Source organism: Mesorhizobium sp. P2_A12 (assembly GCF_056405075.1).
Genome location: NZ_JBFUCU010000027.1, coordinates 1 through 23,607 on the forward strand (window position 1 = coordinate 1; position 23,607 = coordinate 23,607).

Below are 23,607 nucleotides of genomic sequence, written 5' to 3' on the forward strand. Positions count from 1 at the left end.
CCTCGGCCTTGCCGGCTTCCTTCAGCCGGATCGCCTCTTCAACCGCGATCTCGTCGAACGGATTCATCGCCATCTTGACGTTGGCGAGTTCCACCGCCGAACCATCAGCCTTCACGCGAACCTTGACGTTCGCATCCACAACCCGCTTTACGGGCACAAGGATCTTCATTGCCTGTCACCTCTTCAAGATAATTAGGCGCGCTATAACAGCCTGCGCCCTTTCTGAGTTGTCGAAAGCCGACATTCCGGATGGAAATTCTGGTCTTTGACCGCCTTAGGCTGCGACGGAGACGTTTCCGTAGTTGCGGCAACCCAGCACGTCAATACGCTGCAAGCCGCTCAAATCGGTTCAGTCCGGACTGGAAGCGTTTCCTCGCCCCCAGCGCGGCGTTGCGGCAGGCGGGTCGGGGGTCACCGGTTCGGCCGCAACGGCAGGCTGGTCAGCGGGAGCGACAGTGACATCCTCGTCGGGGCCGGCAAACAGCGGCACGCCGCGGCTGCGCAAGACAAGCACCAGAATGGCGCCGGCGATGATGCCGCCGATGTGGCAGGCCCATGAAATCTGGTCCTCGCCGCCGGCGGCAAACATCACCACTTGGAACGCCACCCACAGGACCAGCGGGATGAAGGCCGGAATGCGCAGCGGGATGCGGGCAAAGGCCAGCACCCATACCTTCACGCGCGGATAAAGGATCAGATAGGCGACGACCACGCCGGCGATGGCGCCGGACGCACCGATCAGCGGCACCTGCGAATCCCAGGCGATGAGGCCCTGGAAGGCGGCTCCGGCGATCGCGCACAACAGATAGAAGATGAGGTAGCGGACGTGGCCGAGGGCGTCCTCGACATTGTCGCCGAACACCCACAGGAACAGCATGTTGCCGCCGAGGTGGAAGATGTCGGCATGCAGGAAGGAATAGGTCAGGTAGCTCAGACTTTCGGGGACGACGACAAAGCGAGGATCGAGCTCCGCGGTGTCATGGACAACGGCCGGGATGAAGCCAAGGCCAAGCACGGCGGCATTGGAGAAATTCTCGCCGCCGAGCGCGGTGGCGAAGTAGACCAGGGCGTTGACCACGATCAAACCGATCGTCACATATTGCAGCCGGATGTGCCGCAGCCTGTTGGTGTCGTAGAGCGGGATGAACATCGGTCCCCTGGCCCCCTCGCGCTTTCGGACAGTTCAGCGGTTCTTGCCGGGAACCCATAGCACGTCGGCATTTCCGTTGTCATTGACCGCCCGGGCGGCGACAAAAAGGAAATCCGAGACGCGGTTGATGTATTTCAGCCCATCGCGGTTGACGTGCTCGCTCGGGTCCTGGGCCAGGGCCACCATCAGCCGTTCGGCCCGCCGCGCCACGGTGCGGGCGAGATGCAGGGCGGCGGCGGCCGGCGTGCCGCCGTTCAGCACGAAGGACCTGAGCGGCTGAAGGTCCTTGTTGAGCAGGTCGATATCCTTTTCGACCCGGTCGGTTTGCGTGGCGATGATGCGTAGCGGCTCATAGCCGAGCGGCTTGCCGTCGTCGGGCACGGCGAGATCGGCGCCGAGGTCGAAGAGATCGTTCTGGATGCGGGAAAGCATGGCGTCGATCGCCGGGTGGGTGACTGCCGTGTGAACCCGGGCGATGCCGATGCAGGCATTGGTTTCGTCGACCGTACCGTAGGCGTCTACCCGCAGGTCCGATTTCAGCCGCCGTTCGCCGGTGCCGAGGCCGGTGGTGCCATCATCGCCGGTGCGGGTGTAGATCTTGTTTAGCTTGACCACGTCGCCTCCCGAACGGCCCTTACTTGCGGGTGAAATACACCGCCAGCAGGATCAGCACCAGCGCCACGGCCTGTAGCAGAACACGCGCCTGCATCAGCTTGTTCGAGGTGACGCCGGAACCGCCACGCATCATGTTGACGAGGCCGCGAACGAGCACGATCACCACGGCGACCATGGCCAGAATGGCGAGGATGTTGAAGACGGTTGCCATGGTGTGTTCCCAGTTCGGTTGGTTCAAGCGCGTTTAGCAAGGAAGCGGTAGAGCAGCGATGCGGGCAGGATGCGTTTGAGAGCCGCACCGATCTTAGCCGGCACTGTTACCACATAGTGCGGGCGCGGGCGCCGCGACAGAAGCGCATGGCGCAGCGCCGCATGAACCACTTCCGGCCCCGGCTTCAGTGCCGATTGGCTGCCGCCGGCCCGCAGCCTTGCCAGTTGCGCCTCATAGTCGAGGCGGTGGACCGAATTCTCGTGATCGATGTTCTGCAGGAACCATGGCAGCGCATTGCTGGCGATCTTCGACGTTACCGGCCCGGGTTCGATCAGCGAGACATGGATGCCGCTGCCTCGAAGTTCCTGATGCAGGCACAGCATCAGACCCTCCAGCGCGTGTTTCGAAGCCGAATAGGCGCCGCGAAAGCGCACCGGCGCGAGGCCGAGGATCGACGAGCAGTGGACGATGCGGCCTTGCCCCTGGCGGCGCATCACCGGCACCAGCCTCCGGGTCAGCTCGTGCCAGCCGAAGAAATTCGCCTCGAATTGCTGCTTGAGCGCGGCCACCGGCAGGTCCTCGACGGCGCCGGGTTGCGCGTAGGCGCCATTGTTGAACAAGGCGTCGAGCCGGCCGCCTGTGCGATCCAGAACTGATGCCACCAGCGCTTCAATGGATGCGGCTTCAGTGTAGTCGAGATAGAAGGCCTCGATGCCGTCCGCTTCGAGTGCGGCGATGTCCTCCGGCTTGCGTGCCGTCGCAAACACCCGCCAGCCTTCCGCCTTCAACGCGCGGGCGCAGTGGGCGCCTATTCCCGACGAGGCGCCGGTGACGATGATCGAGCGCATCGCTTGCGCCTGACTGTTCGTGGTTTCGCCAAGGGTTGCCATTTGCCGCAATCCCTTCCCATATTCGCGGCGTCGAGACAATCGAAGGGAGCGCGGGTTCTTGCTGCGGAATATTGTCGCCCTGCGCCGCGTGCTCTACGACGCGCTCGGCCATTTCAACACCGATGACGGCTGGGCGATGGCCAGCCATCTGGCGATCACCTCGCTGATGGCGCTGTTTCCATTCCTGATTTTCGCCACGACGCTGGCGAGCTTCCTCGGTGCGCAGGCATTCTCAGATACGGCCGTGCATCTGGTCTTCGACACCTGGCCCGAGCAGATCGCCAAGCCGATCGCGCGCGAGGTGCTCAATGTGCTGACCGTCAGGCGCACCGACCTGTTGACCTACGGCGTTTTGCTTGCCGCCTACTTTGCCTCGAACGGCATCGAGGCGTTGCGCACATCGCTCAACCGCGCCTATCGCGTCTCGGAAACGCGCGGCATCATCTACCGCCGGGTGCAGAGCATCATCTTCGTTCTGATCGCGACGGCCGGTTTCCTGGCGATCAGCGTGCTCCTGGTGTTCGCGCCACTGCTGGCGCGGCTCGCCGAAGCCCATATCGAAGGGATCAAGCCCTATATGGGCACGATCACGCTGTGGCGGTATGTCATCGCCTCGGCGGTCATTGTCGGCGGATTGTTTGCCGTGCATTTCTGGCTGCCGGCGGGCAGGCGCCGCCTGGTCTCGATCGTACCGGGCATCATCTTCACGCTGGCGGCATGGCTCGTCGGTTCGACCGTCTTCGCCACCTATCTCGATCACTTCTCGTCTTATGTGACGACCTATGCCGGCCTCGCCTCGATCATGATCGCGGTGGTCTTCCTCTATATGCTCTCGGCGATCTTCATCCTCGGCGGCGAACTCAATGCCGCGATCAGCCGCTATCTGGAGGCGCGCGCCCGGGTCGGTTGATTGACAGGCCGAGGCTTGGCCGGTCGAGCCGTTGCCAGGCCGACGCCGAATGTCGTGATCGCCATGCCGACAATCTGCAGCGCGTTGAGTTGCTCGTCGAACAGGGCCCAGGCGATGATGGCCGTCACCGCCGGCACCAGGTAGAACAGCGAGGCCACTTTCGACATCTCGCCGTCGCGGATCATCACCATCAGCAGGAAGATGGCGCCGAGCGACAGCACCAGCACCAGCCATGCCATGGCGAAAATCAATTCGCCGTTGATGACGACGGTGCGTGTCTCGAAGGCGAGCGAAGCCAGGATCATCAAAGAGGCGCCCCCGACATATTGCCACATGGTCGCCGCGACGAGGTCGCCGCCGGAGGCAAAACGCTTCTGCCAGATGGTGCCGGCGCTCATGCCGAGCACCGAGACCAGCGAGGCGGTCAGCGTCGCCGCCGTCACGCCGCCGCCGAGCGCGCCCAGTTTCGGCCACAGCACGATGACGATGCCGATGAGGCCGATGCCAAGCCCGGCCCAGTGACGCGGCAGGATCGCCTCGCCGAGAAACTTGCCGGCAAGCACGGCGGTGATCAGGGGCTGCAGGCCGACGATGAGGGCCGAAAATCCGGCCGGCATGCCCCTGTGGATGGCCCAGAAGACGGCGCCGAGATAGACGCCATGCATCAGGATGCCGGCGCCGGTGGCGTGCAGCGCTTCAGTGCGGGTGGCTCTCTTCGATCCCAGCACGAGCATCAGGACGGCGAGCAGGATCGCAGCCAGCACGAAACGCCCGGCAAGAAAGGTGAACGGCTCGGCCCACGGCATGGCGTAGCGCGCGCCGATGAAGCCGGTTGCCCACAGGACAACGAAGGTGGCGGGAATGAACCGCTTGATGTTGTGCATGTTCGGGAGACCGCCGCGCTGGGGAGAGTTGATCGTGGCGCTGCTCTAATGCGGTTCAAGCCGACGCGCAAAACGAAACGATTGATCCATACATCACTGGAATTCAACCGACGGCGAATTCGGCCCTGTTTAAGATTTCGGGGACTGAATTTTTGCTACCAGCTGCACCCCGGCCACTTGATGAGCGGGCTGTGCCCATAGACAGCTTCCCTGTCGTCAAACGACTTGACTACCGACCATACCGGATCGCCGTTGTCGTCGGACTCGTTGCTCACCATGACCGAAACGATATGGTCCGGGTACCTGGCGCCCTCGATTGCCGTCAGCCTGTCGCGAACGCGCGCCTTTTCTTCGTCAGTCAGATGTCGCTTCATGGAAGCCTCCACCGCTTGGCGCCAAGCATACAGAAGTTTCGACCGTCACGCGACAGTCGGTTGATGGCGGTTGACGACGGGACAAATTTCAAACCGACGTGACCCGAATTCGCCACGCGGCTTCTCTGGCCTCGCCAGGCTCAAAGCCCGACCATCCGCCTGACGTCGTCCACCGATGCGCCGGCATTGCGCAACGCGGCAAGGCCGGTATCGCCGAGGCTCTTGGACAGCTTCCGTCCATCCGGCCCTAGGATAAGGCGATGATGGAAGTAGGCCGGTTGCGGCAGTCCGAGGAGTTCCTGCAGCAGGCGCTGCACGCCGGTGGCGGAGAACAGATCCTGGCCGCGCACGACATGGCTGACACCTTGCAGGGCATCGTCCATGACGACGGCGAGGTGGTAGCTGGTCGGGATGTCGCGGCGCGCCACGATCACGTCGCCCCAGTCCTGCGGCCGGGCTTCGATCGCGCGTGTCGCGACGAGCGTCTCGTCGCTGAATTCGGCCCATGCGAGGTCCTTGCCGGCACGCGCCAGGGCGGCGTCGATATCCAGCCGCCAGGCGAAGGGCGCGTTCTCGGCGATCCGTCGCTTGCGTTCCTTCACCGGCAGCGCCTTGTCGGCGCCGGGGTAGAGCGGCACGCCGTCGGGATCGCGAGGCCAGTCGCGTCCGCGCTCTTCGCTGTCGGTGATGAAGGCCCGGATCTCGCCACGGCTCATGAAGGCGGGATAGACGAGTTCGTCCCGAATGAGCCAGTCAAGCGTCGTCTCGTATTCAGCGAAATGCTCGGACTGGCGGCGCACCGGCTGTTCCCAGCCAAGCCCCAGCCACTTCAGATCGGCAAGCACGCCTGCCTCGAATTGCGGCGTGCAGCGCGTCGTGTCGATATCCTCGATACGCAGCAGCAGGCGGCCGCCGGTGGCGTCAGTCAATTTCTGATTGAGCAGCGCCGAATAGGCGTGACCGAGATGCAGATCGCCATTGGGGCTGGGGGCGAAGCGGAATGTCAGGAGTGTCATTTGTCCGGCGGCAATCAGGTTTTGCGGCGCTTCGCCAATTGCTACCTTGTCGAGAGTCAAGGAACAAGAAACATGCAGCGCATCGCCACATCAGACGACATTGCCCGGGGGCTCGACGCGCTTTGCGTGATCGACCCGCGCCTGGAAAAGGTGCGCGGCATGGCCGGCGAGGTGCCGCTGCGTCTTTCGGAGCCAGGTTTCCGGAGTCTGGCTTCGATCATCGTCTCGCAGCAAGTGTCCCGCGCCAGCGCCGATGCGATCTTCGGCCGGCTGGTCAAACTGGTCGATCCGCTGACGCCGCAGGCGATTCTTGCCGCCGGCGAAGACATGTTTCGCGAGGCCGGCCTGTCGCGGCCGAAGCAGCGTGGGCTGATCGCCATTGCCCAGGCGGTGGCCGATGGGCTCGACCTCCATCACCTCTGTTCGCTCGATGCCCAGGAGGCGATCGCGACGATGACGGCGGTGTCCGGCATCGGTCCATGGACGGCGGAAGTGTATCTTTTGTTCGCCGCCGGCCACCCCGACATTTTTCCGGCGCGCGACGTCGCCTTGCAGAGCGCGGTCGGTCACGCGCTCGGCATCGAGCCGCGTCCGCCGGAGAAAATACTGATCGCGCTGGCCGAATCATGGAGCCCGTGGCGAGGTGTCGCATCGCGGCTTTTCTGGTCCTATTATCGCGAAACCGGAGGGCGGGACGCCGCGCCGCCGGCTTAATCCGCAAAAAGGCATGAAAATCACGCATTTTTGGCGCTTCAGCGACGCGACAATCCGCTTCACATCCCTGTCATGTCAGGCTTACAGTATCCGCGCCGTTCGGGTCTAGAACCAAGGAGGTAAACACGTGACGGTCGCCGTATCTCCGGATGGGCTTCCAGCACTGGTGCTGAATGCGGATTACCGTCCGCTCAGCTATTACCCTCTGTCGCTCTGGTCCTGGCAGGATGCCATCAAGGCGGTGTTCCTCGACCGGGTGAACATCGTCGCCGAATACGAGCACGCCGTCTCCTCGCCGACCTTCTCGATGAAGCTGCCGAGCGTCGTCAGCCTGAAGGCCTATGTGAAGCCGTCCAGGCACCCGGCCTTCACCCGATTCAACGTCTTCCTGCGCGACCGCTTCCAATGCCAGTATTGCGGCACGCCGGAGGACCTGACCTTCGATCACGTCATCCCCCGCCATCGCGGTGGCGCGACGACGTGGGAAAATGTCGTTGCCGCCTGCTCGCCCTGCAATCTCAGGAAGGGCGGCATGATGCCGGCGCATGCCAAGATGTGGCCGCTGCAGAAACCTTTCCAGCCGACGGTGCATGATTTGCACAACAACGGCCGCCTGTTCCCGCCCAACCATCTGCATGAAAGCTGGATGGATTATCTCTACTGGGATGTCGAACTTGAACCTTGAGATCGTCCGAGAATTCGGGAGGCTGGCCGTCTGGAGCAATTGTCTGCGCTTCCGATGCTCGCATGCCTAGCAGACCTGACACTCCTCGATATCGAACCAGCTCGGTCGCGCTCACTTATCAGCGGCTTCGCGGGTAAGGACCGTCTTCCCCCACTAAGGGAGCCTGTTGGAGGGGCGCTGGCAACAATAGCCTCGCGCCCTTCCTCTACCCCGTCGATCGGGGGAGAGGTGGCTCGGAGAAGCCGAGACGGAGTGGGGGTCGATCTGGCTCGGACGTCGAAAGCCGCGCCATCCAACTCAGCCTGCCGAATTTTTGCGCGAACTCTGCGCCGCGCCGGCCAAACGAATTTGCTCAGTCGGGGGTGAGGGCGCCGCGGAAGGCGACGGCGGCCAGGACAAGGCTGGCAATGGCGTTCCAGCCGGCCAGCGACAGGCCGAGGATGCGCAGCGCCGCCTTGTCGCAGGAAGGCGGCACGAATTTGTCGAGCGCGTCGAGCACGCCCTTGCCGCCGGTGTCCACCGGTCCGGCGCCGGCGGTGCAATCGGTCGGGCCGGCCCACCACTGCCATTCGACGCCGGAGTGATAGACACCGAGATAGAGGCCGTAGAGCATCAGCAGGCCGCCTATGGCCAGCAGGCCGCGCGTCAGCCAGGCTGGCGCGCGCAGCATCGATGCAATCACCGCCAGCAGCATTAGCGGCGCGCCGATGTAGTAGGGGGTGCGCTGTTCAAGGCAGAGGTGGCAGGGGATGTAGCCGCCGAGATACTGGAAGCCCAGCGCCGAGCCCACGGTAGCGGCCATCGCGACGGCGAGAAACAAGGCGGTGCGCGTCCGCTGGCGTCCGGTGTCGGCATTCATGGTCGCTGTCATCGTGTTCTTCGTCCGTTGAGTTCGCCGCGCTCTTTGTCCCTGTCCTTGTCCCAACAGCGCCGGGCACTTTTGGGCGACAGGACTAGAACGCGTATTTGACGAGGATATAGAGCAAAATCAGGGCAGCTGCGCCGGCGCCGGCGATCAGTCCGAGACGCTTTTCGATGAATTCGCGGATCGGCTCGCCATAGCGGCGCAGCAGCCAGGCCAGCAGCAGGAAGCGCGCGCCGCGCGCGACGATGGCCGAGATGATGAAGATCAGCAAATTGACGTGCAGGGCGCCGGCAAGGATGGTGACGACCTTGATCGGCGGCAGGTGCGCGAGACCGGACGTAACGAGCAGCACCAGCATCAGGCCGGTGCCAGAATTCTGCCAGCGCTCGAAGGTCGACAGGCCGCCGAAATGCTCCAGGATCGGACGGGCGACGGCGTCGTAGGCGAAGTAGCCGATCATCCAGCCGGCGATGCCGCCCAGCACCGAGGCGGCCGTGGCGGTCAGCGCATAGCGGTAGGCGCGGTCGGGGCGTGCCAACGCCATCGGCAGATAGAGCACATCGGCCGGCACGAAAAAGAACGAGCTTTCAATGAAGGCGATGATGGCAAGCCACCATTCCGCGGATTTCCTTGCCGCCAGCGACAAGGTCCAGTCGTAAAGTCCGCGAAGCATTGGCACTCCTATGCGTGTCGCCCAAAAATGCGCAGCGGTTTCGGGACATCGGCATGCACAACCAACGGGCATGCACAAAACAAAGACCCAAACAAGCGCGCGCCATCCATCCCGTCAGACGCGCCGCACTTTGATGCGCCGCCTGTCTAGAAAGATTTTCCGCGCTGCACAATGGCAGCGCCGTCACGAAATCGAAAGGTGAAGTTTGGTCGCATCCGGGCCATCGACAATTGGCCAGTTGACGAACAGGCCTCCGACCGTATAGTCCGCGCCCATCCAGGCCGCCCGGCCTGAGCCCCTATGGCGGAATTGGTAGACGCGCTCGACTCAAAATCGAGTTCCGCAAGGAGTGCTGGTTCGATCCCGGCTAGGGGCACCACCCCATTTTTCAGGCGCTGATTTTGTCAGTTATTTCGCCAACGGCGCTGTCCACAGCCCAGCCGAACATGGCCGAGGTCACCTTGACGATTTCGTTTTGCGCGCCGGTCGCCCATGACTTGGCCCGCTGCCGCAAGGTGGCGGCCTTTTGCGTTGGCAGATACCTGGTTGGATCGAACCCCACAAAAGAGGCTGGAACATTAGCGGGCTTGAATTGTTGAGTTCATGCTTCGGACGCCGCTGCTTGGCTCCGTCGCAGGCTGGTGGGCACATCGGCCGGCCCGCGCCAGCGGTCCCTCCGTGGCGCGGGCTTTGAGGCCAGACAGTGGCTGCGGCGCCTCGGACGGGTTCAAATAAATGGTGGACAATACCACCAGAAAGCCTTGGCCTCCTCTTCAGGCGTCATCGGACGGACCTCCCATGAGTCCGTTTTCGCGATGTAACGTGTCCAAATGGGCGTGCCTTCTTCGCTGACGCTTTCGTGCCAGGCGGTAAACCCCATCATTGGCAATAAAGCTTCTCGGAGCGATCGAAGCTGCAGTGCTGCCGTGTGCATGCGAATGACCTCCCTTGGCTGGGCGTCGCCACCGATTCGTGCCTGCCTCACCCCGGCACAACGTCGTAGCGTTGCCGACCGTCTTCCGGCGGTCCGGCGGCCATAGCGGTGGCTCGGGGTTTGACCGCCGGGCCTTACCGGCAAAGAGGGTGGGTTTGCCGGCTGGCAAATTATAGGCCGTTTATTCGAATATTCAATTTCTCTAAAATAATCGGTCCGCAATCAACAGCGCAGCCGCTCGTTGCCCTATGCTGGTTTTGATCCCCAGCATCAATGACTGGCCCGCTGCCGCTCCGAGGCGCGACACCAGCCAGCTCGGTTTGGTTGGAACTTGGATTGGGTTCGAGAGTTTATGGCGCGCGACCTTTGTATGGAGGTGGCTGGCCATGAGGATCAAAGTTGCACCAGAGCTCTGTAACGTTGCGGCGGCGGCCGACGAAATTATGAGCGAGGCGAAGGGGAAGTTTCCCCTTTCTGTCACACTGGCGGTTTCCCTGCTCCGACAGAAAACCGGATCGATGCGATCGGATGCCGATTTAGAGGCTCTTATCGCAAAGATAGCCGCGGCTCGCGGTGTAGCCCTGGTGATGGACAGGAAGGCTGATCAATTCGCGCCTGGGTGAACAGCAGTGGCAGCGTTGGCGTTTTTCGGCCTGACGGGGGACGACCTGTTAGGCGGGCTCGTATCGCTGGTGGCGTGCACGTTGCTTTTCAACGCTTTGGCGAAGGATCGCTCAAACCCATAGCCGTGCGTACGAGGTCGAAGCAGGATCAGGCCCATCGTGCATCACGATGCTGGCGTTGCGGATCGATTGAGGAATCCGTAGAAAGAATGGGCCTCAGAGTGGCGTCCTGCGCTGCTTTGGCCGGTATCTCTCGATGAGCCTGACCATATCGATTTCGACCGTCACCAGCGGCCCCAGGTCGATTGTCACCGTCTCGCCATCGATCCGGGTGACCTCGCCAACAAGCTCGATCTGATCTCCCCGCTGCACCTCGGTGCGGATCGAATGCGCAAAATCATAGCTTCGGATCGATTGCGGGCAATCATAGTTCGGGACCGACACGCTGACGCGCTCATCGTCAATCCGCCTGCGCACAGTGGCCGTGACTCCCACCAGATCTCCAATGCCAATTGCCAAAGTCATGCAGCGTACCGGCCACTCCGGTGGGTTTGTTACTGCCGCACTGATTAATTTATGGGTATATTAGCAACTGCGCAACTACGCCTATTGGCGGTAGAATGTCATTGCGACCACACGTTGCCTTACCTCCGAAGCGGGACGTGGCGCGGAATATGCGACGGCATCATCATGTCGGGGAGAGGAGTGAAAGGTGATGCGTCAAGATGGAACAACAGCGCGAAAAGCAGGAAAACGGCGTGTGCCAGAATGGCGCCTCAACAAGAGAACGTTTGAGGTTCCGTACCTCATGAAGCTCGGGAACATTGGCCGCCAGGAAGCGCTGGCTTTGATTGCTAGGCATAATGGGGACAGAGACGAAATCACTGCCGAACTGTTTTCGCGGAGAGGTCGATCACATTAGCTTTCAAAACAGGGTTGGCCTCCTGGGCACTTGACGCTTAGACTAGGCGGCACGGCACCCCTACGCCCTACCGCCGTCCCAGCAAGCTCTTCATCCGGAGGCGCAGCAGGCGGGCCATGTTGCGGGTCTCGCGGTAGAGGTGCAGTTGCGAGGCGGCTTGGCGGGTGAGTCGGTCGGCGTCCGGCGTTAGGCCGATCACCAGCGTGCCCATCGGCTTGCGCTCGGTCCATAGCCGGCTCATCACCGGATGGTCGGGCATGGCGCAGGAATCGGTCATCATGATGTTGGGATCGTCGAGGTGCTGCCTGGTCACCTCGATCATCAGCAATGTGCCGGGCGAATAGGCAGCCAGCGTCTCGTCATAGGCGGTCTTCCAGGTGTAGGCGACGCCGGCTTCGACATACACGATCAGGCAAGCAATGGTGCGACCGTCCAGCGTCAGCGAATGGATGCGGCACATGTCCTGTTCGGCCAGCCGATGCACGGCCTCGCGGGCGAAGGCGGCGCGGTAGCGGTCGATCGCCATGGCGGTGCGTTCTCGGCCTTTCCAGCCGGCCGCTTCCAGCGTCAGGAAGCTTTCGATGGCGTGGCGGATCTCTTCAGGGCCGCGCGCCACGACATGCTCCAGTTTGCCGAGGTCGCCGAGGCGCCGCTTCAGCCGGCGGAACTCGCGAAAATGATGCGCGCGCAGCGAGGCCTTCAGATACTCGTCCCCGTCGGCTTGGCTCTCCAGCGCGGGGCGCTGGCTCTGGCCGGTGGTGACCAGCATCAGGCCGCGCGTCTCGGCCACGGTGGCAAACAGGCTCGCCACCGGGCCATCAAGCCGGATGTCAGGCAGGACGAAGACTTTCGGCAGCTTCAGGTGTGGGCGCGACAGCATCGAGAAAAAATCCTCGACGACGCCCACCGGGTCGTCACGGTCGACCAGCGGCGTGCCTAGTGGACCGAACGGGCTCGACCATGTGCGCATGACCGGAACGCCGAGCGGCATCCCCGGTCGTTCCACCGAGAACGGCACCAGAAGGCGCAGCCGGTTGCGGTATTCGTCGCCGTCGCGGATCACCGCCAGCCGCACCTCGCGATCCTCCAGCCGGGGCATGGCCGGCGCCAGGAAACGCGGGTTGAAGAAGACGTTCGGCTCGACGGTGCGGGTGCAGAGATAATCCAGTTCCTCGACCAGGTCGAAGCCGGCCGATGCCGGGTAGATGGCGAGCTTGCGCTCTGGCCGGTTGTTGGCGAGGATCTCGATATGGGCGGGGTCGGGGTCGCGGGTCAGCCCTGCAAGGCCGGACACCATGGCGCCGGCCGTGCCGCCGCTGGTTTCCTCAAGCAACGGGATGGCGGCCATCACGCGGCTCCTTTCGCAGGCACGAAGATAAGCATGACGATGCCGAGCTTGCGCCATACGGTGAAGGATAGCGCACAGGCTTCGAAGATCATGGCAAATGCCGTGGCCATGGCCGCGCCCCACAGGCCGAAATGCGGGATCAGCATCACGTTGAGGCCGATGTTGAAGGCCAGCGTCATGGCATAGACGGCGGCGCAGATGTTCTGGTTGCCGCTCATCGTCAGCAGGCTTTCGCACGGACCGACGGCGGCCCGCGCCACAACGCCGAAAACCAGCAGGAACAACAGCGGATAGCCATTGCTGAATTCAGGGCCGAACAGCACCAGCATCGGCTCACCTAGCGCCAGCACCAGCATTGCCATCAGCAGCGAGGGCCAGAACGTCCACGACACCGTCTCGCGGGCGAAGGCGGCGAGCTTTTGCGGCTCGCCATGGGTGAACTGCGCGTAGCGCTGGGCAACGCCGGCCTTGACGGCGAAATAGACGAAATGCACCAGCGCCAGCGTCTTGACGGTGGCGAAATAGACGGCGACGTCGTTGGGATCCATATAGGCGCCGACCATCAGCACGTCGGCGTTGGTGAGCAGGAAGAAGAAGCTTTCAACCAGGAAGATCGGCAGCGACACGATGAACCATTGCGCGAAATGGACCTTCATCGGTCCGGCCGGGATCCGCTTTTCCATGCGCTGGGTAACGCCGATGAGTTGACCGAGCGTGGTGACGTAGGTGGCGGCGATCGAAGCGAAGATGGCGGTCCTGGCGTCGGGCGCATAACCGGCGGCCAGCATCAGCGCCATGAACAGCAGGATCAGCACCGGGCGTACCAGATAGGTCGGCGACAGCGCGAACAGCGCCCATGAATTGGCGCGCGCCAGCCCTTGCAGCAAATCGGACATGGCGATCATCGGCAGGCAGATGACGCCGAGGATGAACGGCACCACGTAGTAGTTTTCGATCAATGGCGCGGCCAGCCAGACGCCGAGCGCGCCAAGCCCGGCGATGAGCGTGGAGGCGATCAGCACGAACAGCCGGCTGGCAAGCACGATGCCGCGCAATTCGGCCAGCATGCCGCGCTCGCGGTATTCGGGAATGAAGCGGATGACCGAGGTGTGGAAGCCGAGGCAGGCGAGGTTGCCGACGATGACCATCGTCACCCAGACAAGGACGAAGATGCCGTATTCGAACGAGCCCATCCAGCGTGCCATCAGCACCTGGCTGACGAAGGCGATGACGGCGCTGATGATGCGGATGGAGAAAGCGATGACCGACATGCGGCCGGCCTCGCCGCGTTCGTCGGCGGTGAACAGCACGGCATCAATGCGGCCAAGCAACGGCCCGATGCGCAGCGCCAAACGCTGCGGCAAGAACCGCCCGGCTGTCGTGGCCGCGGAAAAGCGCACCCCGATTACTCTCCGTTTTCCGCCTCTTTTTCAGGCTGTTGTGTAGCAAAGACACATTAAGAAACGGTTGGGTGAGCTTGTCCTTCTCCCCGTATAGAGACGGGAAGAAGGGGAGAGGGCGCGCTTACGCAAAAGCCCCGTGGCAGTGCTTGTATTTCTTGCCGGAGCCGCAGGGGCAGGCTTCGTTGCGGCCGACCTTGCCCCAGGTCGCCTGGTTGTTCGGGTCGCGGTTCTCGGGAGCGACAATGGCGGTCGTCTCCGGACGGACCAGGAGGGCGGTTTCGCCGCCGTCGAAATCATTCTCGCCGGTGGTGCCGTCGATATGCATGCCGAACATGTCGGGCGCTTCGGGCGGCGGTGCTTCGGCGGCCTGGCGCACCAGTTCGACGCGCATCAGTTGCGCGGTGACGGCCTGGCGCAGATTGCCGAGCATAGCCTGGAACAGCTCGAATGCCTCGCCCTTGTACTCCTGCAGCGGATCGCGCTGGGCGTAGCCGCGGAAGCCGACGACCGAACGCAGATGGTCGAGATTGACGATGTGCTCGCGCCACAGATGGTCGAGCGTCTGCAGCACCACCGAGCGCTCGACATAGTTCATCACCTCGGGGCCGAAGCGCTCGGAGCGCTCCTTGGCGGCGGCGTCGGCGGCCTGCGTGATGCGCTCGCGGATGTCGTCCTCGGCGATGCCCTCTTCCTTGGCCCACTCCTCGACCGGCAGGTCGAGATTAAGGAATTCGGCGACCTCGGCCTTCAGCCCGGCAACATCCCACTGCTCGGCATAGGCGTTTTCGGGAATGGCCTTGGCGACGATCTCGTCGATGACGCCCTCGCGCATCTCGGCAATGGTTTCCGAGAGGCCTTCGCCGTCCATCAGCTCGATGCGCTGCTCGAACACCACCTTGCGCTGGTCGTTGGAGACGTCGTCGTATTTCAGCAGGTTCTTGCGGATGTCGAAGTTGCGCGCCTCGACCTTCTTCTGCGCCTTTTCCAGCGCCTTGTTGATCCATGGATGGATGATCGCCTCGTCTTCCTTGAGGCCGAGCTTCTGCAGCATGCCGTCCATGCGCTCGGAACCGAAGATGCGCATCAGATCGTCCTGCAGCGACAGGAAGAATTTCGAGCGGCCGGGGTCGCCCTGGCGGCCGGAACGGCCTCTGAGCTGGTTGTCGATGCGGCGCGATTCGTGGCGTTCGGTGGCGAGCACGTAGAGGCCGCCGGCGGCCAGCGCCTTTTCCTTCAGTTTGGCGATGTCGTCGCGGATGGCCTTTTCCTTGGCCTCGCGCTCGGGGCCTTCAGGCATGTCGCCCAACTCGTCGGCGATGCGCATCTCGGCATTGCCGCCGAGCTGGATGTCGGTGCCGCGGCCGGCCATGTTGGTGGCGATGGTGATGGCGCCCGGCTTGCCGGCCTGGGCGACGATCGCCGCCTCGCGCTCGTGGTGGCGGGCGTTCAGCACCTCGAAATCCTTGAAGCCTTCCTTGCGCAGGCGTTCGGCCAGCTGCTCGGACTTTTCAATGGAGGTGGTGCCGACCAGCGTCGGCTGGCCCTTGGCGCTGGCTTCGCGGATCTCCTTGAGGATCGCCTTGTATTTCTCCTCGACCGTCCGGTAGACCTCGTCATCCTCATCCTTGCGGATGACCGGCAGGTTGGTCGGGATCTCGGTGACATCGAGATTGTAGATGTTGCCGAACTCCTCGGCCTCGGTCAGCGCCGTGCCGGTCATGCCGGCGAGCTTCTTGTAGAGGCGGAAATAGTTCTGGAAGGTGACGGAGGCGAGCGTCTGGTTCTCCGGCTGGATCGCCACATGCTCCTTGGCTTCGAGCGCCTGGTGCAGGCCTTCCGAATAGCGGCGGCCCGGCATCATGCGGCCGGTGAACTCGTCGATGATGACGATCTCGTCGTTGCGGACGATATAGTCCTTGTCCTTCTGGAACAGCCGGTGAGCCTTCAGCGCATTGTTGACATGGTGGACGATGGCGACGTTCTCGACGTCGTAGAGCGACTCGCCCTTGAGCAGGCCGGCATCGCGCAGCAGGTTCTCCAGCTTCTCGGTGCCTTCCTCGGTGAAGATCGAGGTCTTCTGCTTCTCGTCGATCTCATAATCCTGCGGCTGCAGCTGGATGATGAAGGTGTCGATGGTGTTGTACATTTCCGAACGGTCCTCGAGCGGACCGGAAATGATCAGCGGCGTGCGCGCCTCGTCGACCAGGATGGAGTCGACTTCGTCGACGATCGCGTAATTGTGACCGCGCTGCACCATCTGGGCGCGCTCGTATTTCATGTTGTCGCGCAGATAGTCGAAGCCGAGCTCGTTGTTGGTGGCGTAGGTGACGTCGGCGGCATAGGCGACGCGGCGCTCCTCGTCGGACAGGCCGTGGACGATGACGCCGACCGAAAGGCCGAGGAACTTGTAGACGCGACCCATCCATTCGGAGTCGCGGCTGGCGAGATAGTCGTTGACGGTGACGACGTGGACGCCGTTGCCAGCGAGCGCGTTGAGGTAGACCGGCAGCGTCGCGACCAGGGTCTTGCCCTCGCCGGTGCGCATCTCGGCAATGCCGCCATTGTGCAGCACCATGCCGCCGATCAGCTGGACGTCGAAGGGGCGCATGCCAAGCACGCGGCGTGCCGCCTCGCGGGCGGTGGCAAAGGCAGGCACCAGAAGGTCATCGAGTGTGGCGCCGTTGGCGATGTCCTGGCGGAATTTCGCGGTGCGGGCGACCAGCTCCTCGTCGGAGAGTGCCCGCATCTCGTTTTCCATGGCGTTGATCGCCTCGACACGGGGCCGGGTCGATTTGACCCGGCGGTCGTTGGAGGAACCGAAAACCTTACGGGCGAGACCGCCGAGACTGACCATACAATGGTCCTTTCGATAGAATTCTCAATCTTGAGATGGGCGCCGGCTGGCCCCATCAAATCCACGTGAACGCACCGCCTGAACACGGGCAAACACAAAAAGCGCCCGGAAAACGGTTCTGGACGCAAAGTCGTTGGACAGATAAGAGGGGGCTCAACTGATGTCAACGCCGCGCTGGCCCTGCCGGTCGCGCCAAATTCCGCCACAATCCGGCTGATCTGGAAACCTTCCCGCCCTCATAATCCCTTACCGGAGTCATCTTATGTCCTTGTTGTTCCGCCGTGCGTCGCTCGCCAGCCTTGGCCTGGCTTTCGGCCTGTCGGCATTTTCGCTGTCGCCGCTGATGGCCCAGCAGACCGCTCCCGCCGCCCCGGCGGATGCGGCAGCCCCTGCCGCGGCACCGGTCGATCCGAACACCGTGATCGCCACGATCAACGGCCAGCCCTTGACCGAAGCCGACCTGGTGCTTGCCGAAGGCGAGCTGTCGCAGCAGTTCGCCCAGCTGCCGCCCGAGCAGCGCCGCGCCGCGGCCCTCTCGGCTGCCATCGAAATCCGCGTCATGGCCGCCCAGGCGGTCACCACCGGCCTCGACAAGGATCCCGACTTCCAGCGCCGCATGGCCTTCCTGCAGCAGCGTGCGCTGCATGGCGAGATGGTCGAGAAGGGTGTCGTCGACAAGGTCACCGACGCCGAGGTTCGCGCCCGCTACGACCAGGAGATCGCCAACACGCCGCCCACCAACGAGGTGCATGCCCGTCACATCCTCGTGAAGACGAAGGAAGAGGCCGAGGCCATCATCAAGCAGCTCGACGGCGGCGCCGACTTCCAGAAGCTTGCCAACGAGCACACCAGCGATCCCTCCGGCAAGACCAGCGGCGGCGATCTCGGCTGGTTCGGACCCGGCCAGATGGTGCCGGAGTTCGACAAGGCGGCTTTCGCGCTCGAGGTCGGCAAATACACCGAGCAGCCGGTGCAGTCGCAGTTCGGCTGGCATGTCATCAAGCTCGAGGACAAGCGCACCAAGCAGCCGCCGGCCTTCGACGACGTCAAGGACCAGGCCAGGCAGGCGGTCATCCGCGACAAGTATTTTGCGCTGGTCAAGTCGCTGCGCGGCGGCGCCAAGGTCGAGATCCCGGATGAGAAGCTGAAGAAGGCGGTCGATACGCTGGAAAGCGCCAAGTAAGTCTGAAGGAAGTAAGCCTGAAGAAATTTTTTGAAGGGCGTGGCAGCCAAGGGTTGCCGCGCCCTTTTTTATCGGCCGGCGCCGGCCGCTTTTACTTTCCAGGCGCTGCTATGCCTCGCATCACGTAGCTGACCGTCTTGCTTATCGTGGCTTCGTCCTCGTCGAGCTGGTTGGTCAACAGATGCTTCCAGGCGAATGAGGCGATCAGGTCGGCGACCAGCGCTGAATCGATGTCGACGCCGATTTCGCCCCTTGCCTTGGCGCGTTCGATGATCTGGCCGGTATGCGACCTTCGGCCCAGTGCGTAGTCGGCAAGTGCCGCGGACGCCGCGTCATCCGACTGTGCCTCGGCGATAAGCGACCGGAACACGCTGCCAGACGATGTCTCGCGCCAGTGGGCGAACAGGTTTTTCAGGAAGCCGACGAGATCCTCCTCCAGCCGCCCGGTATCGGGAACATCGACGCGTTTCTGGCGCTGGTAGACTTCGAGCAGCAATGCGGCCTTGCTCGGCCACCAGCGGTAAATGGTGGGCTTGCCGGCGCGAGCCCGCCGCGCCACCGCCTCGATCGAGAAACCGGCATAACCGGCCTCCACCAGCACGGCCTCGGCGGCTTCGAGAATGGCGTCGGCGCTGTCGGGGTTGCGCCGCGCACCGATCGATTTGCGCGCCGGATCGACGTCTACGCCCATTTCTGTCGTCCTCGCCAACAATTTCGCCGGCAATATACGCGACCCGGTGATCAAACGAAACGCCCCGTTTTCAAGCTCCTACAGGCAGTGGCGGCGGCAGGGGCAACGATCCCGGGTTAACGGGTTCCATAGGAGCCTTCGCCGGCGTGTTGGTTGGATGGAGCATCAAAAAGCAAAAACCCGCCTGGGCGGCGGGTCACTGGCGCAAATCAGCACCATCGACAAATATGTAGCATAGTTGCCCTCACCAGGTCAGGAAAAAATTCCTATCGACATGAAACGCGAGCGGCACAAAGAGCTGCCGACACCGCTGGATTGGCCGCCGCCGATCTCTATTGCATCGCTTGTGATGTCTCGGACTCAATGCGCCAGCCGCCGTCTGCCTTGACCAGGCCAAGCGTGACACGCGCCTTGCCGGTCAGGCGCGCCGCCGACTTGTCCCTCGGCAGATAGTCATAGCGCATCGCAAAGACCGCCTCGGCGCGATCCTCGCCGTGCGGGCTGACCTCCAGGCTGCCGGGCTCCAGGCCGAGCGACCAGGAGGCCCACTGCGCGAACCAGTCGGCCTTGACCCTGGCGATGGCGTCGGCGTCGTAGCGCGTGCCGAAAATGGTGGCGGAGGGGCCGTAGAGCCGCTTGACGGTCTCGTTCATCGCCTTGGTGTCCGGCGCCAGATAGTCGCGGCGCAGGAATTTCTCGATCGATCCCTTGTCGTCGCCGACGGATCGTTCAAGTGCTGCAACTTCCGTGGGGGGTGCCGGAGCCGCGGCCGGCTTCTGCGGCTGGGCGGGTTGTCCGCCCGGGACGAATTCGAAGCGCTCGAGCAGCGATCCCTGCTCCCAGGGGCGCTGCGCCTCGCGCGTTTGCGACACCACGTCGCGGCGCACCGCGATCATCATGTCGTTGATGCTCTGGCCGGGCTCGGCGATGTGCCGCAGCAAGGCTTCGGCGAAGGGCGAGTTGCGCCCGCTTCCGTCCATGGCGACCGCACCAGGTGCTGTCGAGAAAGCGATGAACGAGCCGCGCGTCGAATCGAACTGCGCCAGCCCGGCCAGCGCCGTCGCGGAGCGGGTGGTGGCGGTGCGGCTCAGGCTGCGGGCAAACGGGTTGTTGCGGCAGGCATCGAGAAACACCAGGCTGACCTTGGTCTGTTGTTCCATGATGTCGAGGACTTCATCGATCGGCACGGCCTCGAGCTGCAGCTTGACCGGCATGTCGAGTCTGGCGTCGACCGGCACGATGTAATTGCGCCCCTCGACCTGCAAGCCGTGGCCGGCATAGTAGAAAAGCCCGACGCCGGCGCCTTCGAGGGCATCGGAGAACGCGCCGATGCTGCGTTCCAGTTCGCGCTTGCCGAGATCATTGCCTTCGATGACCTCGAAGCCGATGGAGCGCAGCTTGTCGGCGATGTCGAGCGCGTCGTTGACCGGGTTGGCCAGCGTGCCGGCTTCGGCATAGGTGCCGTTGCCGATGACCAACGCCACGCGGCGCTGCGGCTGGGCATCGGCGCTCAGCAGCAAAAGTCCCAGAAACGCCCATGCGAGGATCGCAAGCCTGCCCATTGGGGAGATCATAACGCAATCGGCGACGACGATGCCAACGGATTTGAAATGCAGGCTTAATTCCGATCGGGTTTCCGCCCAGGTGACATGCGAAAACGCCCTTGCGCCCGCGCGTCGTATCGGGCAAACCGGCCTTCCCTTGCGATTTTCCCGCCCGAGGTCCCCATGTCCACGACGATTTCGCCGCTTGCGCCGAAGAAATACCCCAAGATGCCGGCCATCGAGGGGGTGCGCATAGCCACCGCCGAGGCGGGGATAAAATACAAGAACCGCACCGATCTGCTGACCATGGTGTTCGATGAAGGCACCGCTGTCGCCGGCGTGTTCACGAAATCGAAATGCCCCTCCGCGCCGGTCGATTTCTGCCGGCAGAATCTCGGCGCCGGCAAGGCGCGGGTGCTGGTCGTCAACTCCGGCAACGCCAACGCCTTCACCGGCAAGAAGGGCCGCGAGTCCACCGCGCTGACGGGCGAAGCCGCGGCCAAGGCGGCCGGCTGCAAGGCCAGCGAGGTTTTCCTGGCCTCGACCGGCGTCATCGGCGAGCCGCTCGACACCGGCAAGTTCAGCCATCTGCTGGCCGGGCTGGTCAGCAACGGCAAGCCTGATTTGTGGACCGAAGCGGCGAAGGCGATCATGACCACGGATACCTATCCGAAAGTCGCGACCGCAACCGTCAAGCTCGGCGACACCGATGTCACCATCAACGGCATATCGAAGGGCGCCGGCATGATCGCGCCCGACATGGCGACGATGCTGTCCTTCATCGCCACCGACGCACCGATCGCTGCCCCCGTCCTGCAGGACCTGCTGTCGCGCGGCACCGCCAAGACCTTCAACGCGGTCACTGTCGACAGCGACACCTCGACCAGCGACACGCTGCTGATCTTCGCCACCGGCAAGGCCGCAAAGCGCGGTGCGCCAGAGATAACCGACGCAAAGGATGCGCGCCTTGGCGCGTTCCGCCGGGCGCTCGGCAAGGTGCTGAAATCGCTGGCGCTGCAGGTGGTGCGCGACGGCGAGGGCGCCCGCAAGCAGGTCGAAGTCACCGTCACCGGCGCCAAATCGGCGCGCTCGGCCAAGCGCATCGCGCTGTCGATCGCCAATTCGCCGCTGGTCAAGACGGCGGTCGCCGGCGAGGACGCAAATTGGGGCCGTGTCGTCATGGCGGTCGGCAAGGCCGGCGAGCCCGCCGACCGCGACCGGCTGTCGATCTGGTTCGGTGACAACCGGCTGGCGCATGAGGGCGAGCGCGACCCCGGCTATTCCGAGGAAGCTACTTCGGCCTACATGAGGCGCGACGACATCCGCATCCGCGCCGACATCGGCATCGGCCGCGGCAAGGCGACGGTGTGGACCTGCGATCTCACCAAGGAATATGTCGCCATCAATGGCGATTACCGGAGCTGATGGCTTTGGCTTCCAGGCATCCTGCAAGCATGCTGGCGATCGTGCGCCGCTACGAGGCGGCCGGCTTCCGCGCCTGGCCGGCAGCGGCGGTCCACTATGACGGCACCTGGGTTGTACGGCTGACCGCCGGCCATCCGGCCAAGCGGTTGAATTCGGTCAATCCTCTCGATCCGGGCGACACCCAGCACATTGCCGACCGGATCGGCCGGGCCAGCCGCCGTTTCGACGCCTATGGCAGGCCGCTGACGTTCCGCATGTCGCCGCTGTCGGGTCCCGATCTCGCCAGTCATCTCGACCGCGAGGGCTGGAGCCGATTCGACGAGTCGCTGGTGATGCGGCTGCCGCTGGCCGACGCGCAACTCGATGCCGCCATGGACCAGATCCCGCTGAAGGACATCAGCCGCTTCATCGGCGCGTCGCTCAAGGTCAGCGGTTCGGACGTTTCGCTGCGACCCGGCCTGTCGGAGATCATCGGCGCCATCCAGCCCGAGGCCGGGCTGTTCGCGCTCGAAGACGGAGCCGAGCCGCTGGCGACGCTGATCTGCGTGCACGACGGCGATCTTGCCGGCCTGTTCGAGATCGCCACCGACAAGTCGGCGCGCAACAAGGGCCACGGCCGCAACCTGATCCTGTCGGCGCTGAAATGGGCGCGGCTGCGTGGCGCCCGCGACGCCTGGCTGCAGGTCGAGGCCGGCAATGTGCCGGCGCTGGCGCTCTATCGTTCGCTCGGCTTCGACGAGGTCTATCGCTACCACTATCGCCGGCCGCCTGTTCATGAGTGAAGTTGGGCATGAGTGATGTGACGCTCGCCGGCAAGCGCCTGCTGCTGGTCGCCGCCTGCGCGCTGGTCGATGCCGATGGAAGGGTGCTGCTGGCACGGCGCCCCGAGGGCAAGCAACTTGCCGGCCTGTGGGAATTTCCGGGTGGCAAGGTCGAGCCCGGCGAGACGCCGGAACAATGCATCATCCGCGAACTGCACGAGGAAATCGGCATCGAGACCGACATCCCCTGCCTGGCGCCGCTCACCTTCGCCAGTCATTCCTATGATGATTTCCACCTGTTGATGCCGCTGTTCATCTGCCGCCGCTTCCGCGGCATCGCCCAGCCCAGGGAGGGGCAGGCGCTGAAATGGGTGCGGCCAAAGCAGATGCGCGACTATCCGATGCCGCCGGCCGATGCGCCGCTGATCCCGTTCCTCATCGATCTTCTCTAGGGACGCCCTCCCGCCTGCCGGGTCGAAGCGCCGTATCAGTCAGCGTTAATGGAAGATTTATCCCACCGTGAAAAAGTGAAGCATGGTCGGTTCGTGGCCGCGCCGCCGATTCGCTGGGGAGCGATAGAATGAGCCTAGACAGGGATTGGGACTCGATCCGGCCCGAGCGCGGCTTTCGCGCCGCCGACGCGGGCATGGGCATATTGCGCATCACGCTACTGTTCGGTTCGGCCGCGGTGGCGCTGGCGCTGATCGCCGCGCCTTTCCTCGACGGCCAGACACGCTCGCTGTCGGCCCGCGATGATTTTGCCAGCGGGCTCGACATGACGGCCACCGGCTCGGTCAGCCATCGTGAAACCTATACGGTGCGCCGCAGCGTGCTGCAGCCGCAGCCCAGTTCGGTCTGCATCATCAGGTCCAATGGCAGAAGCAGCGGCGACTGCTGACATGGTTAAGAGATTCGACAAGGGCGGCGGTTTC

General features: G+C 63.5%; 25 protein-coding genes, 1 tRNA gene and 1 pseudogene. 10 read left to right on the top strand and 17 right to left on the bottom strand.

Features of this window, described 5'->3' with window-relative positions:
- From AC1DZU_RS31915 to AC1DZU_RS31935, 5 genes and pseudogenes are all read right to left on the bottom strand, one after another.
- Nucleotides 1-169 (bottom strand): annotated as a pseudogene (locus tag AC1DZU_RS31915) (electron transfer flavoprotein subunit beta/FixA family protein); the annotation flags it as partial.
- A 180-nt stretch (nucleotides 170-349) separates the two neighbouring features.
- Nucleotides 350-1,150, bottom strand: a complete 801-nt coding sequence (locus tag AC1DZU_RS31920) for a rhomboid family intramembrane serine protease (RefSeq protein ID WP_477290952.1) — start codon at nucleotides 1,148-1,150, stop codon at nucleotides 350-352.
- Between the two features lie 33 nt (nucleotides 1,151-1,183).
- Complete coding sequence (locus AC1DZU_RS31925; protein ID WP_477290954.1) at nucleotides 1,184-1,765, bottom strand: cob(I)yrinic acid a,c-diamide adenosyltransferase; 582 nt, start codon at nucleotides 1,763-1,765, stop codon at nucleotides 1,184-1,186.
- A 19-nt stretch (nucleotides 1,766-1,784) separates the two neighbouring features.
- Complete coding sequence (locus tag AC1DZU_RS31930; RefSeq protein ID WP_477290956.1) at nucleotides 1,785-1,976, bottom strand: twin transmembrane helix small protein; 192 nt, start codon at nucleotides 1,974-1,976, stop codon at nucleotides 1,785-1,787.
- Nucleotides 1,977-1,999: 23 nt separating this feature from the next.
- A complete protein-coding gene (locus AC1DZU_RS31935) occupies nucleotides 2,000-2,866 on the bottom strand; it encodes an SDR family oxidoreductase (protein WP_477290958.1) in 867 nt (288 codons plus the stop codon).
- A gap of 58 nt (nucleotides 2,867-2,924) precedes the next feature.
- Between AC1DZU_RS31935 and AC1DZU_RS31940 the strand changes: the two genes are divergently transcribed.
- A complete protein-coding gene (locus tag AC1DZU_RS31940; RefSeq protein WP_184876259.1) occupies nucleotides 2,925-3,776 on the top strand; it encodes a YihY/virulence factor BrkB family protein in 852 nt (283 codons plus the stop codon).
- Here the strand turns inward: AC1DZU_RS31940 and AC1DZU_RS31945 are convergent.
- The 3 genes from AC1DZU_RS31945 to gluQRS all read right to left on the bottom strand — a co-directional run bounded on the left by AC1DZU_RS31945 (nucleotide 3,746) and on the right by gluQRS (nucleotide 6,050).
- Nucleotides 3,746-4,660 carry a DMT family transporter gene (locus tag AC1DZU_RS31945; protein WP_477290960.1) on the bottom strand — a complete coding sequence of 305 codons (915 nt, stop codon included), beginning with the start codon at nucleotides 4,658-4,660 and terminating at the stop codon, nucleotides 3,746-3,748. The genes AC1DZU_RS31940 and AC1DZU_RS31945 overlap by 31 nt on opposite strands.
- A 155-nt stretch (nucleotides 4,661-4,815) precedes the next feature.
- On the bottom strand, nucleotides 4,816-5,034 hold the full coding sequence (locus AC1DZU_RS31950) for a hypothetical protein (protein WP_477290962.1): 219 nt from the start codon (nucleotides 5,032-5,034) through the stop codon (nucleotides 4,816-4,818).
- A gap of 140 nt (nucleotides 5,035-5,174) precedes the next feature.
- On the bottom strand, nucleotides 5,175-6,050 hold the full coding sequence (gene gluQRS, locus AC1DZU_RS31955) for a tRNA glutamyl-Q(34) synthetase GluQRS (RefSeq protein WP_477290964.1): 876 nt from the start codon (nucleotides 6,048-6,050) through the stop codon (nucleotides 5,175-5,177).
- A 72-nt stretch (nucleotides 6,051-6,122) separates the two neighbouring features.
- On the opposite strand from gluQRS, the gene AC1DZU_RS31960 reads away from it, so the two are divergent.
- Nucleotides 6,123-6,764 (top strand): DNA-3-methyladenine glycosylase family protein, encoded by a 642-nt coding sequence (locus AC1DZU_RS31960; RefSeq protein ID WP_477290966.1) that lies wholly within the window; start codon nucleotides 6,123-6,125, stop codon nucleotides 6,762-6,764.
- A 127-nt stretch (nucleotides 6,765-6,891) separates the two neighbouring features.
- Complete coding sequence (locus tag AC1DZU_RS31965; protein ID WP_006328497.1) at nucleotides 6,892-7,449, top strand: HNH endonuclease; 558 nt, start codon at nucleotides 6,892-6,894, stop codon at nucleotides 7,447-7,449.
- Between the two features lie 352 nt (nucleotides 7,450-7,801).
- Here the strand turns inward: AC1DZU_RS31965 and AC1DZU_RS31970 are convergent, their stop codons facing one another.
- Nucleotides 7,802-8,320: a disulfide bond formation protein B gene (locus tag AC1DZU_RS31970; protein WP_477290968.1), complete on the bottom strand. Its 519-nt coding sequence runs from the start codon at nucleotides 8,318-8,320 to the stop codon at nucleotides 7,802-7,804.
- An 82-nt stretch (nucleotides 8,321-8,402) separates the two neighbouring features.
- Entirely contained in the window at nucleotides 8,403-8,987 is a 585-nt protein-coding gene (locus AC1DZU_RS31975; protein ID WP_477290970.1) for a YqaA family protein, read from the bottom strand.
- Between the two features lie 294 nt (nucleotides 8,988-9,281).
- Between AC1DZU_RS31975 and AC1DZU_RS31980 the strand changes: the two genes are divergently transcribed.
- Nucleotides 9,282-9,366 (top strand) — tRNA-Leu (locus AC1DZU_RS31980).
- Between the two features lie 348 nt (nucleotides 9,367-9,714).
- Here AC1DZU_RS31980 and AC1DZU_RS31985 read toward each other — a convergent pair.
- Nucleotides 9,715-9,921, bottom strand: coding sequence for a hypothetical protein (locus AC1DZU_RS31985; RefSeq protein ID WP_143748743.1), 207 nt, complete (start codon nucleotides 9,919-9,921; stop codon nucleotides 9,715-9,717).
- Nucleotides 9,922-10,307: 386 nt separating this feature from the next.
- Between AC1DZU_RS31985 and AC1DZU_RS31990 the strand changes: the two genes are divergently transcribed.
- Nucleotides 10,308-10,544, top strand: a complete 237-nt coding sequence (locus AC1DZU_RS31990; RefSeq protein ID WP_477290973.1) for a hypothetical protein — start codon at nucleotides 10,308-10,310, stop codon at nucleotides 10,542-10,544.
- A gap of 216 nt (nucleotides 10,545-10,760) precedes the next feature.
- Here the strand turns inward: AC1DZU_RS31990 and AC1DZU_RS31995 are convergent, their stop codons facing one another.
- The 4 genes from AC1DZU_RS31995 to secA form a co-directional block, all read right to left on the bottom strand.
- Nucleotides 10,761-11,039, bottom strand: coding sequence for a KOW domain-containing RNA-binding protein (locus AC1DZU_RS31995; protein ID WP_245331098.1), 279 nt, complete (start codon nucleotides 11,037-11,039; stop codon nucleotides 10,761-10,763).
- A gap of 494 nt (nucleotides 11,040-11,533) precedes the next feature.
- Entirely contained in the window at nucleotides 11,534-12,814 is a 1,281-nt protein-coding gene (locus tag AC1DZU_RS32000) for a GNAT family N-acetyltransferase (RefSeq protein ID WP_477290975.1), read from the bottom strand.
- Complete coding sequence (locus tag AC1DZU_RS32005; protein WP_477290977.1) at nucleotides 12,814-14,214, bottom strand: oligosaccharide flippase family protein; 1,401 nt, start codon at nucleotides 14,212-14,214, stop codon at nucleotides 12,814-12,816. Before AC1DZU_RS32005 ends, AC1DZU_RS32000 begins: the two co-directional genes overlap by 1 nt.
- 124 nt (nucleotides 14,215-14,338) lie before the next feature.
- Nucleotides 14,339-17,071 carry a preprotein translocase subunit SecA gene (gene secA, locus AC1DZU_RS32010; protein WP_477290979.1) on the bottom strand — a complete coding sequence of 911 codons (2,733 nt, stop codon included), beginning with the start codon at nucleotides 17,069-17,071 and terminating at the stop codon, nucleotides 14,339-14,341.
- A gap of 262 nt (nucleotides 17,072-17,333) precedes the next feature.
- Here secA and AC1DZU_RS32015 point away from each other — a divergent pair, with 262 nt between their 5' ends.
- Nucleotides 17,334-18,254, top strand: coding sequence for a peptidylprolyl isomerase (locus tag AC1DZU_RS32015; RefSeq protein ID WP_477290981.1), 921 nt, complete (start codon nucleotides 17,334-17,336; stop codon nucleotides 18,252-18,254).
- A 91-nt stretch (nucleotides 18,255-18,345) separates the two neighbouring features.
- Here the strand turns inward: AC1DZU_RS32015 and AC1DZU_RS32020 are convergent, their stop codons facing one another.
- Nucleotides 18,346-18,945, bottom strand: a complete 600-nt coding sequence (locus AC1DZU_RS32020; RefSeq protein ID WP_477290983.1) for a TetR/AcrR family transcriptional regulator — start codon at nucleotides 18,943-18,945, stop codon at nucleotides 18,346-18,348.
- A gap of 332 nt (nucleotides 18,946-19,277) precedes the next feature.
- Nucleotides 19,278-20,507, bottom strand: a complete 1,230-nt coding sequence (locus AC1DZU_RS32025; protein WP_477290985.1) for a caspase family protein — start codon at nucleotides 20,505-20,507, stop codon at nucleotides 19,278-19,280.
- Between the two features lie 165 nt (nucleotides 20,508-20,672).
- Between AC1DZU_RS32025 and argJ the strand changes: the two genes are divergently transcribed.
- From argJ to AC1DZU_RS32045, 4 genes are all read left to right on the top strand, one after another.
- On the top strand, nucleotides 20,673-21,914 hold the full coding sequence (argJ, locus tag AC1DZU_RS32030) for a bifunctional glutamate N-acetyltransferase/amino-acid acetyltransferase ArgJ (RefSeq protein WP_477290987.1): 1,242 nt from the start codon (nucleotides 20,673-20,675) through the stop codon (nucleotides 21,912-21,914).
- Nucleotides 21,915-21,943: 29 nt separating this feature from the next.
- Nucleotides 21,944-22,696 carry a GNAT family N-acetyltransferase gene (locus tag AC1DZU_RS32035; protein ID WP_184876291.1) on the top strand — a complete coding sequence of 251 codons (753 nt, stop codon included), beginning with the start codon at nucleotides 21,944-21,946 and terminating at the stop codon, nucleotides 22,694-22,696.
- Nucleotides 22,697-22,704: 8 nt separating this feature from the next.
- Nucleotides 22,705-23,127: an 8-oxo-dGTP diphosphatase MutT gene (mutT, locus tag AC1DZU_RS32040; RefSeq protein ID WP_477290989.1), complete on the top strand. Its 423-nt coding sequence runs from the start codon at nucleotides 22,705-22,707 to the stop codon at nucleotides 23,125-23,127.
- 128 nt (nucleotides 23,128-23,255) lie between these two features.
- Nucleotides 23,256-23,573, top strand: a complete 318-nt coding sequence (locus tag AC1DZU_RS32045; RefSeq protein WP_477290991.1) for a hypothetical protein — start codon at nucleotides 23,256-23,258, stop codon at nucleotides 23,571-23,573.
- Nucleotides 23,574-23,607: the final 34 nt, after the last annotated feature.

Excerpts from the sequence above, each read along its gene's own strand:
- AC1DZU_RS31920 (WP_477290952.1), bottom strand. The coding sequence starts at position 1,150 with ATGTTCATCCCGCTCTACGACACCAACAGGCTGCGGCACATCCGGCTG.
- AC1DZU_RS31930 (WP_477290956.1), bottom strand. The coding sequence starts at position 1,976 with ATGGCAACCGTCTTCAACATCCTCGCCATTCTGGCCATGGTCGCCGTG.
- AC1DZU_RS31935 (WP_477290958.1), bottom strand. The coding sequence starts at position 2,866 with ATGGCAACCCTTGGCGAAACCACGAACAGTCAGGCGCAAGCGATGCGC.
- AC1DZU_RS31945 (WP_477290960.1), bottom strand. The coding sequence starts at position 4,660 with ATGCACAACATCAAGCGGTTCATTCCCGCCACCTTCGTTGTCCTGTGG.
- AC1DZU_RS31950 (WP_477290962.1), bottom strand. The coding sequence starts at position 5,034 with ATGAAGCGACATCTGACTGACGAAGAAAAGGCGCGCGTTCGCGACAGG.
- gluQRS (WP_477290964.1), bottom strand. The coding sequence starts at position 6,050 with ATGACACTCCTGACATTCCGCTTCGCCCCCAGCCCCAATGGCGATCTG.
- AC1DZU_RS31960 (WP_477290966.1), top strand. The coding sequence starts at position 6,123 with ATGCAGCGCATCGCCACATCAGACGACATTGCCCGGGGGCTCGACGCG.
- AC1DZU_RS31970 (WP_477290968.1), bottom strand. The coding sequence starts at position 8,320 with ATGACAGCGACCATGAATGCCGACACCGGACGCCAGCGGACGCGCACC.
- AC1DZU_RS31975 (WP_477290970.1), bottom strand. The coding sequence starts at position 8,987 with ATGCTTCGCGGACTTTACGACTGGACCTTGTCGCTGGCGGCAAGGAAA.
- AC1DZU_RS31985 (WP_143748743.1), bottom strand. The coding sequence starts at position 9,921 with ATGCACACGGCAGCACTGCAGCTTCGATCGCTCCGAGAAGCTTTATTG.
- AC1DZU_RS31990 (WP_477290973.1), top strand. The coding sequence starts at position 10,308 with ATGAGGATCAAAGTTGCACCAGAGCTCTGTAACGTTGCGGCGGCGGCC.
- AC1DZU_RS32000 (WP_477290975.1), bottom strand. The coding sequence starts at position 12,814 with ATGGCCGCCATCCCGTTGCTTGAGGAAACCAGCGGCGGCACGGCCGGC.
- secA (WP_477290979.1), bottom strand. The coding sequence starts at position 17,071 with ATGGTCAGTCTCGGCGGTCTCGCCCGTAAGGTTTTCGGTTCCTCCAAC.
- AC1DZU_RS32015 (WP_477290981.1), top strand. The coding sequence starts at position 17,334 with ATGTCCTTGTTGTTCCGCCGTGCGTCGCTCGCCAGCCTTGGCCTGGCT.
- AC1DZU_RS32020 (WP_477290983.1), bottom strand. The coding sequence starts at position 18,945 with ATGGGCGTAGACGTCGATCCGGCGCGCAAATCGATCGGTGCGCGGCGC.
- AC1DZU_RS32025 (WP_477290985.1), bottom strand. The coding sequence starts at position 20,507 with ATGGGCAGGCTTGCGATCCTCGCATGGGCGTTTCTGGGACTTTTGCTG.
- argJ (WP_477290987.1), top strand. The coding sequence starts at position 20,673 with ATGTCCACGACGATTTCGCCGCTTGCGCCGAAGAAATACCCCAAGATG.
- AC1DZU_RS32035 (WP_184876291.1), top strand. The coding sequence starts at position 21,944 with ATGCTGGCGATCGTGCGCCGCTACGAGGCGGCCGGCTTCCGCGCCTGG.
- mutT (WP_477290989.1), top strand. The coding sequence starts at position 22,705 with ATGAGTGATGTGACGCTCGCCGGCAAGCGCCTGCTGCTGGTCGCCGCC.
- AC1DZU_RS32045 (WP_477290991.1), top strand. The coding sequence starts at position 23,256 with ATGAGCCTAGACAGGGATTGGGACTCGATCCGGCCCGAGCGCGGCTTT.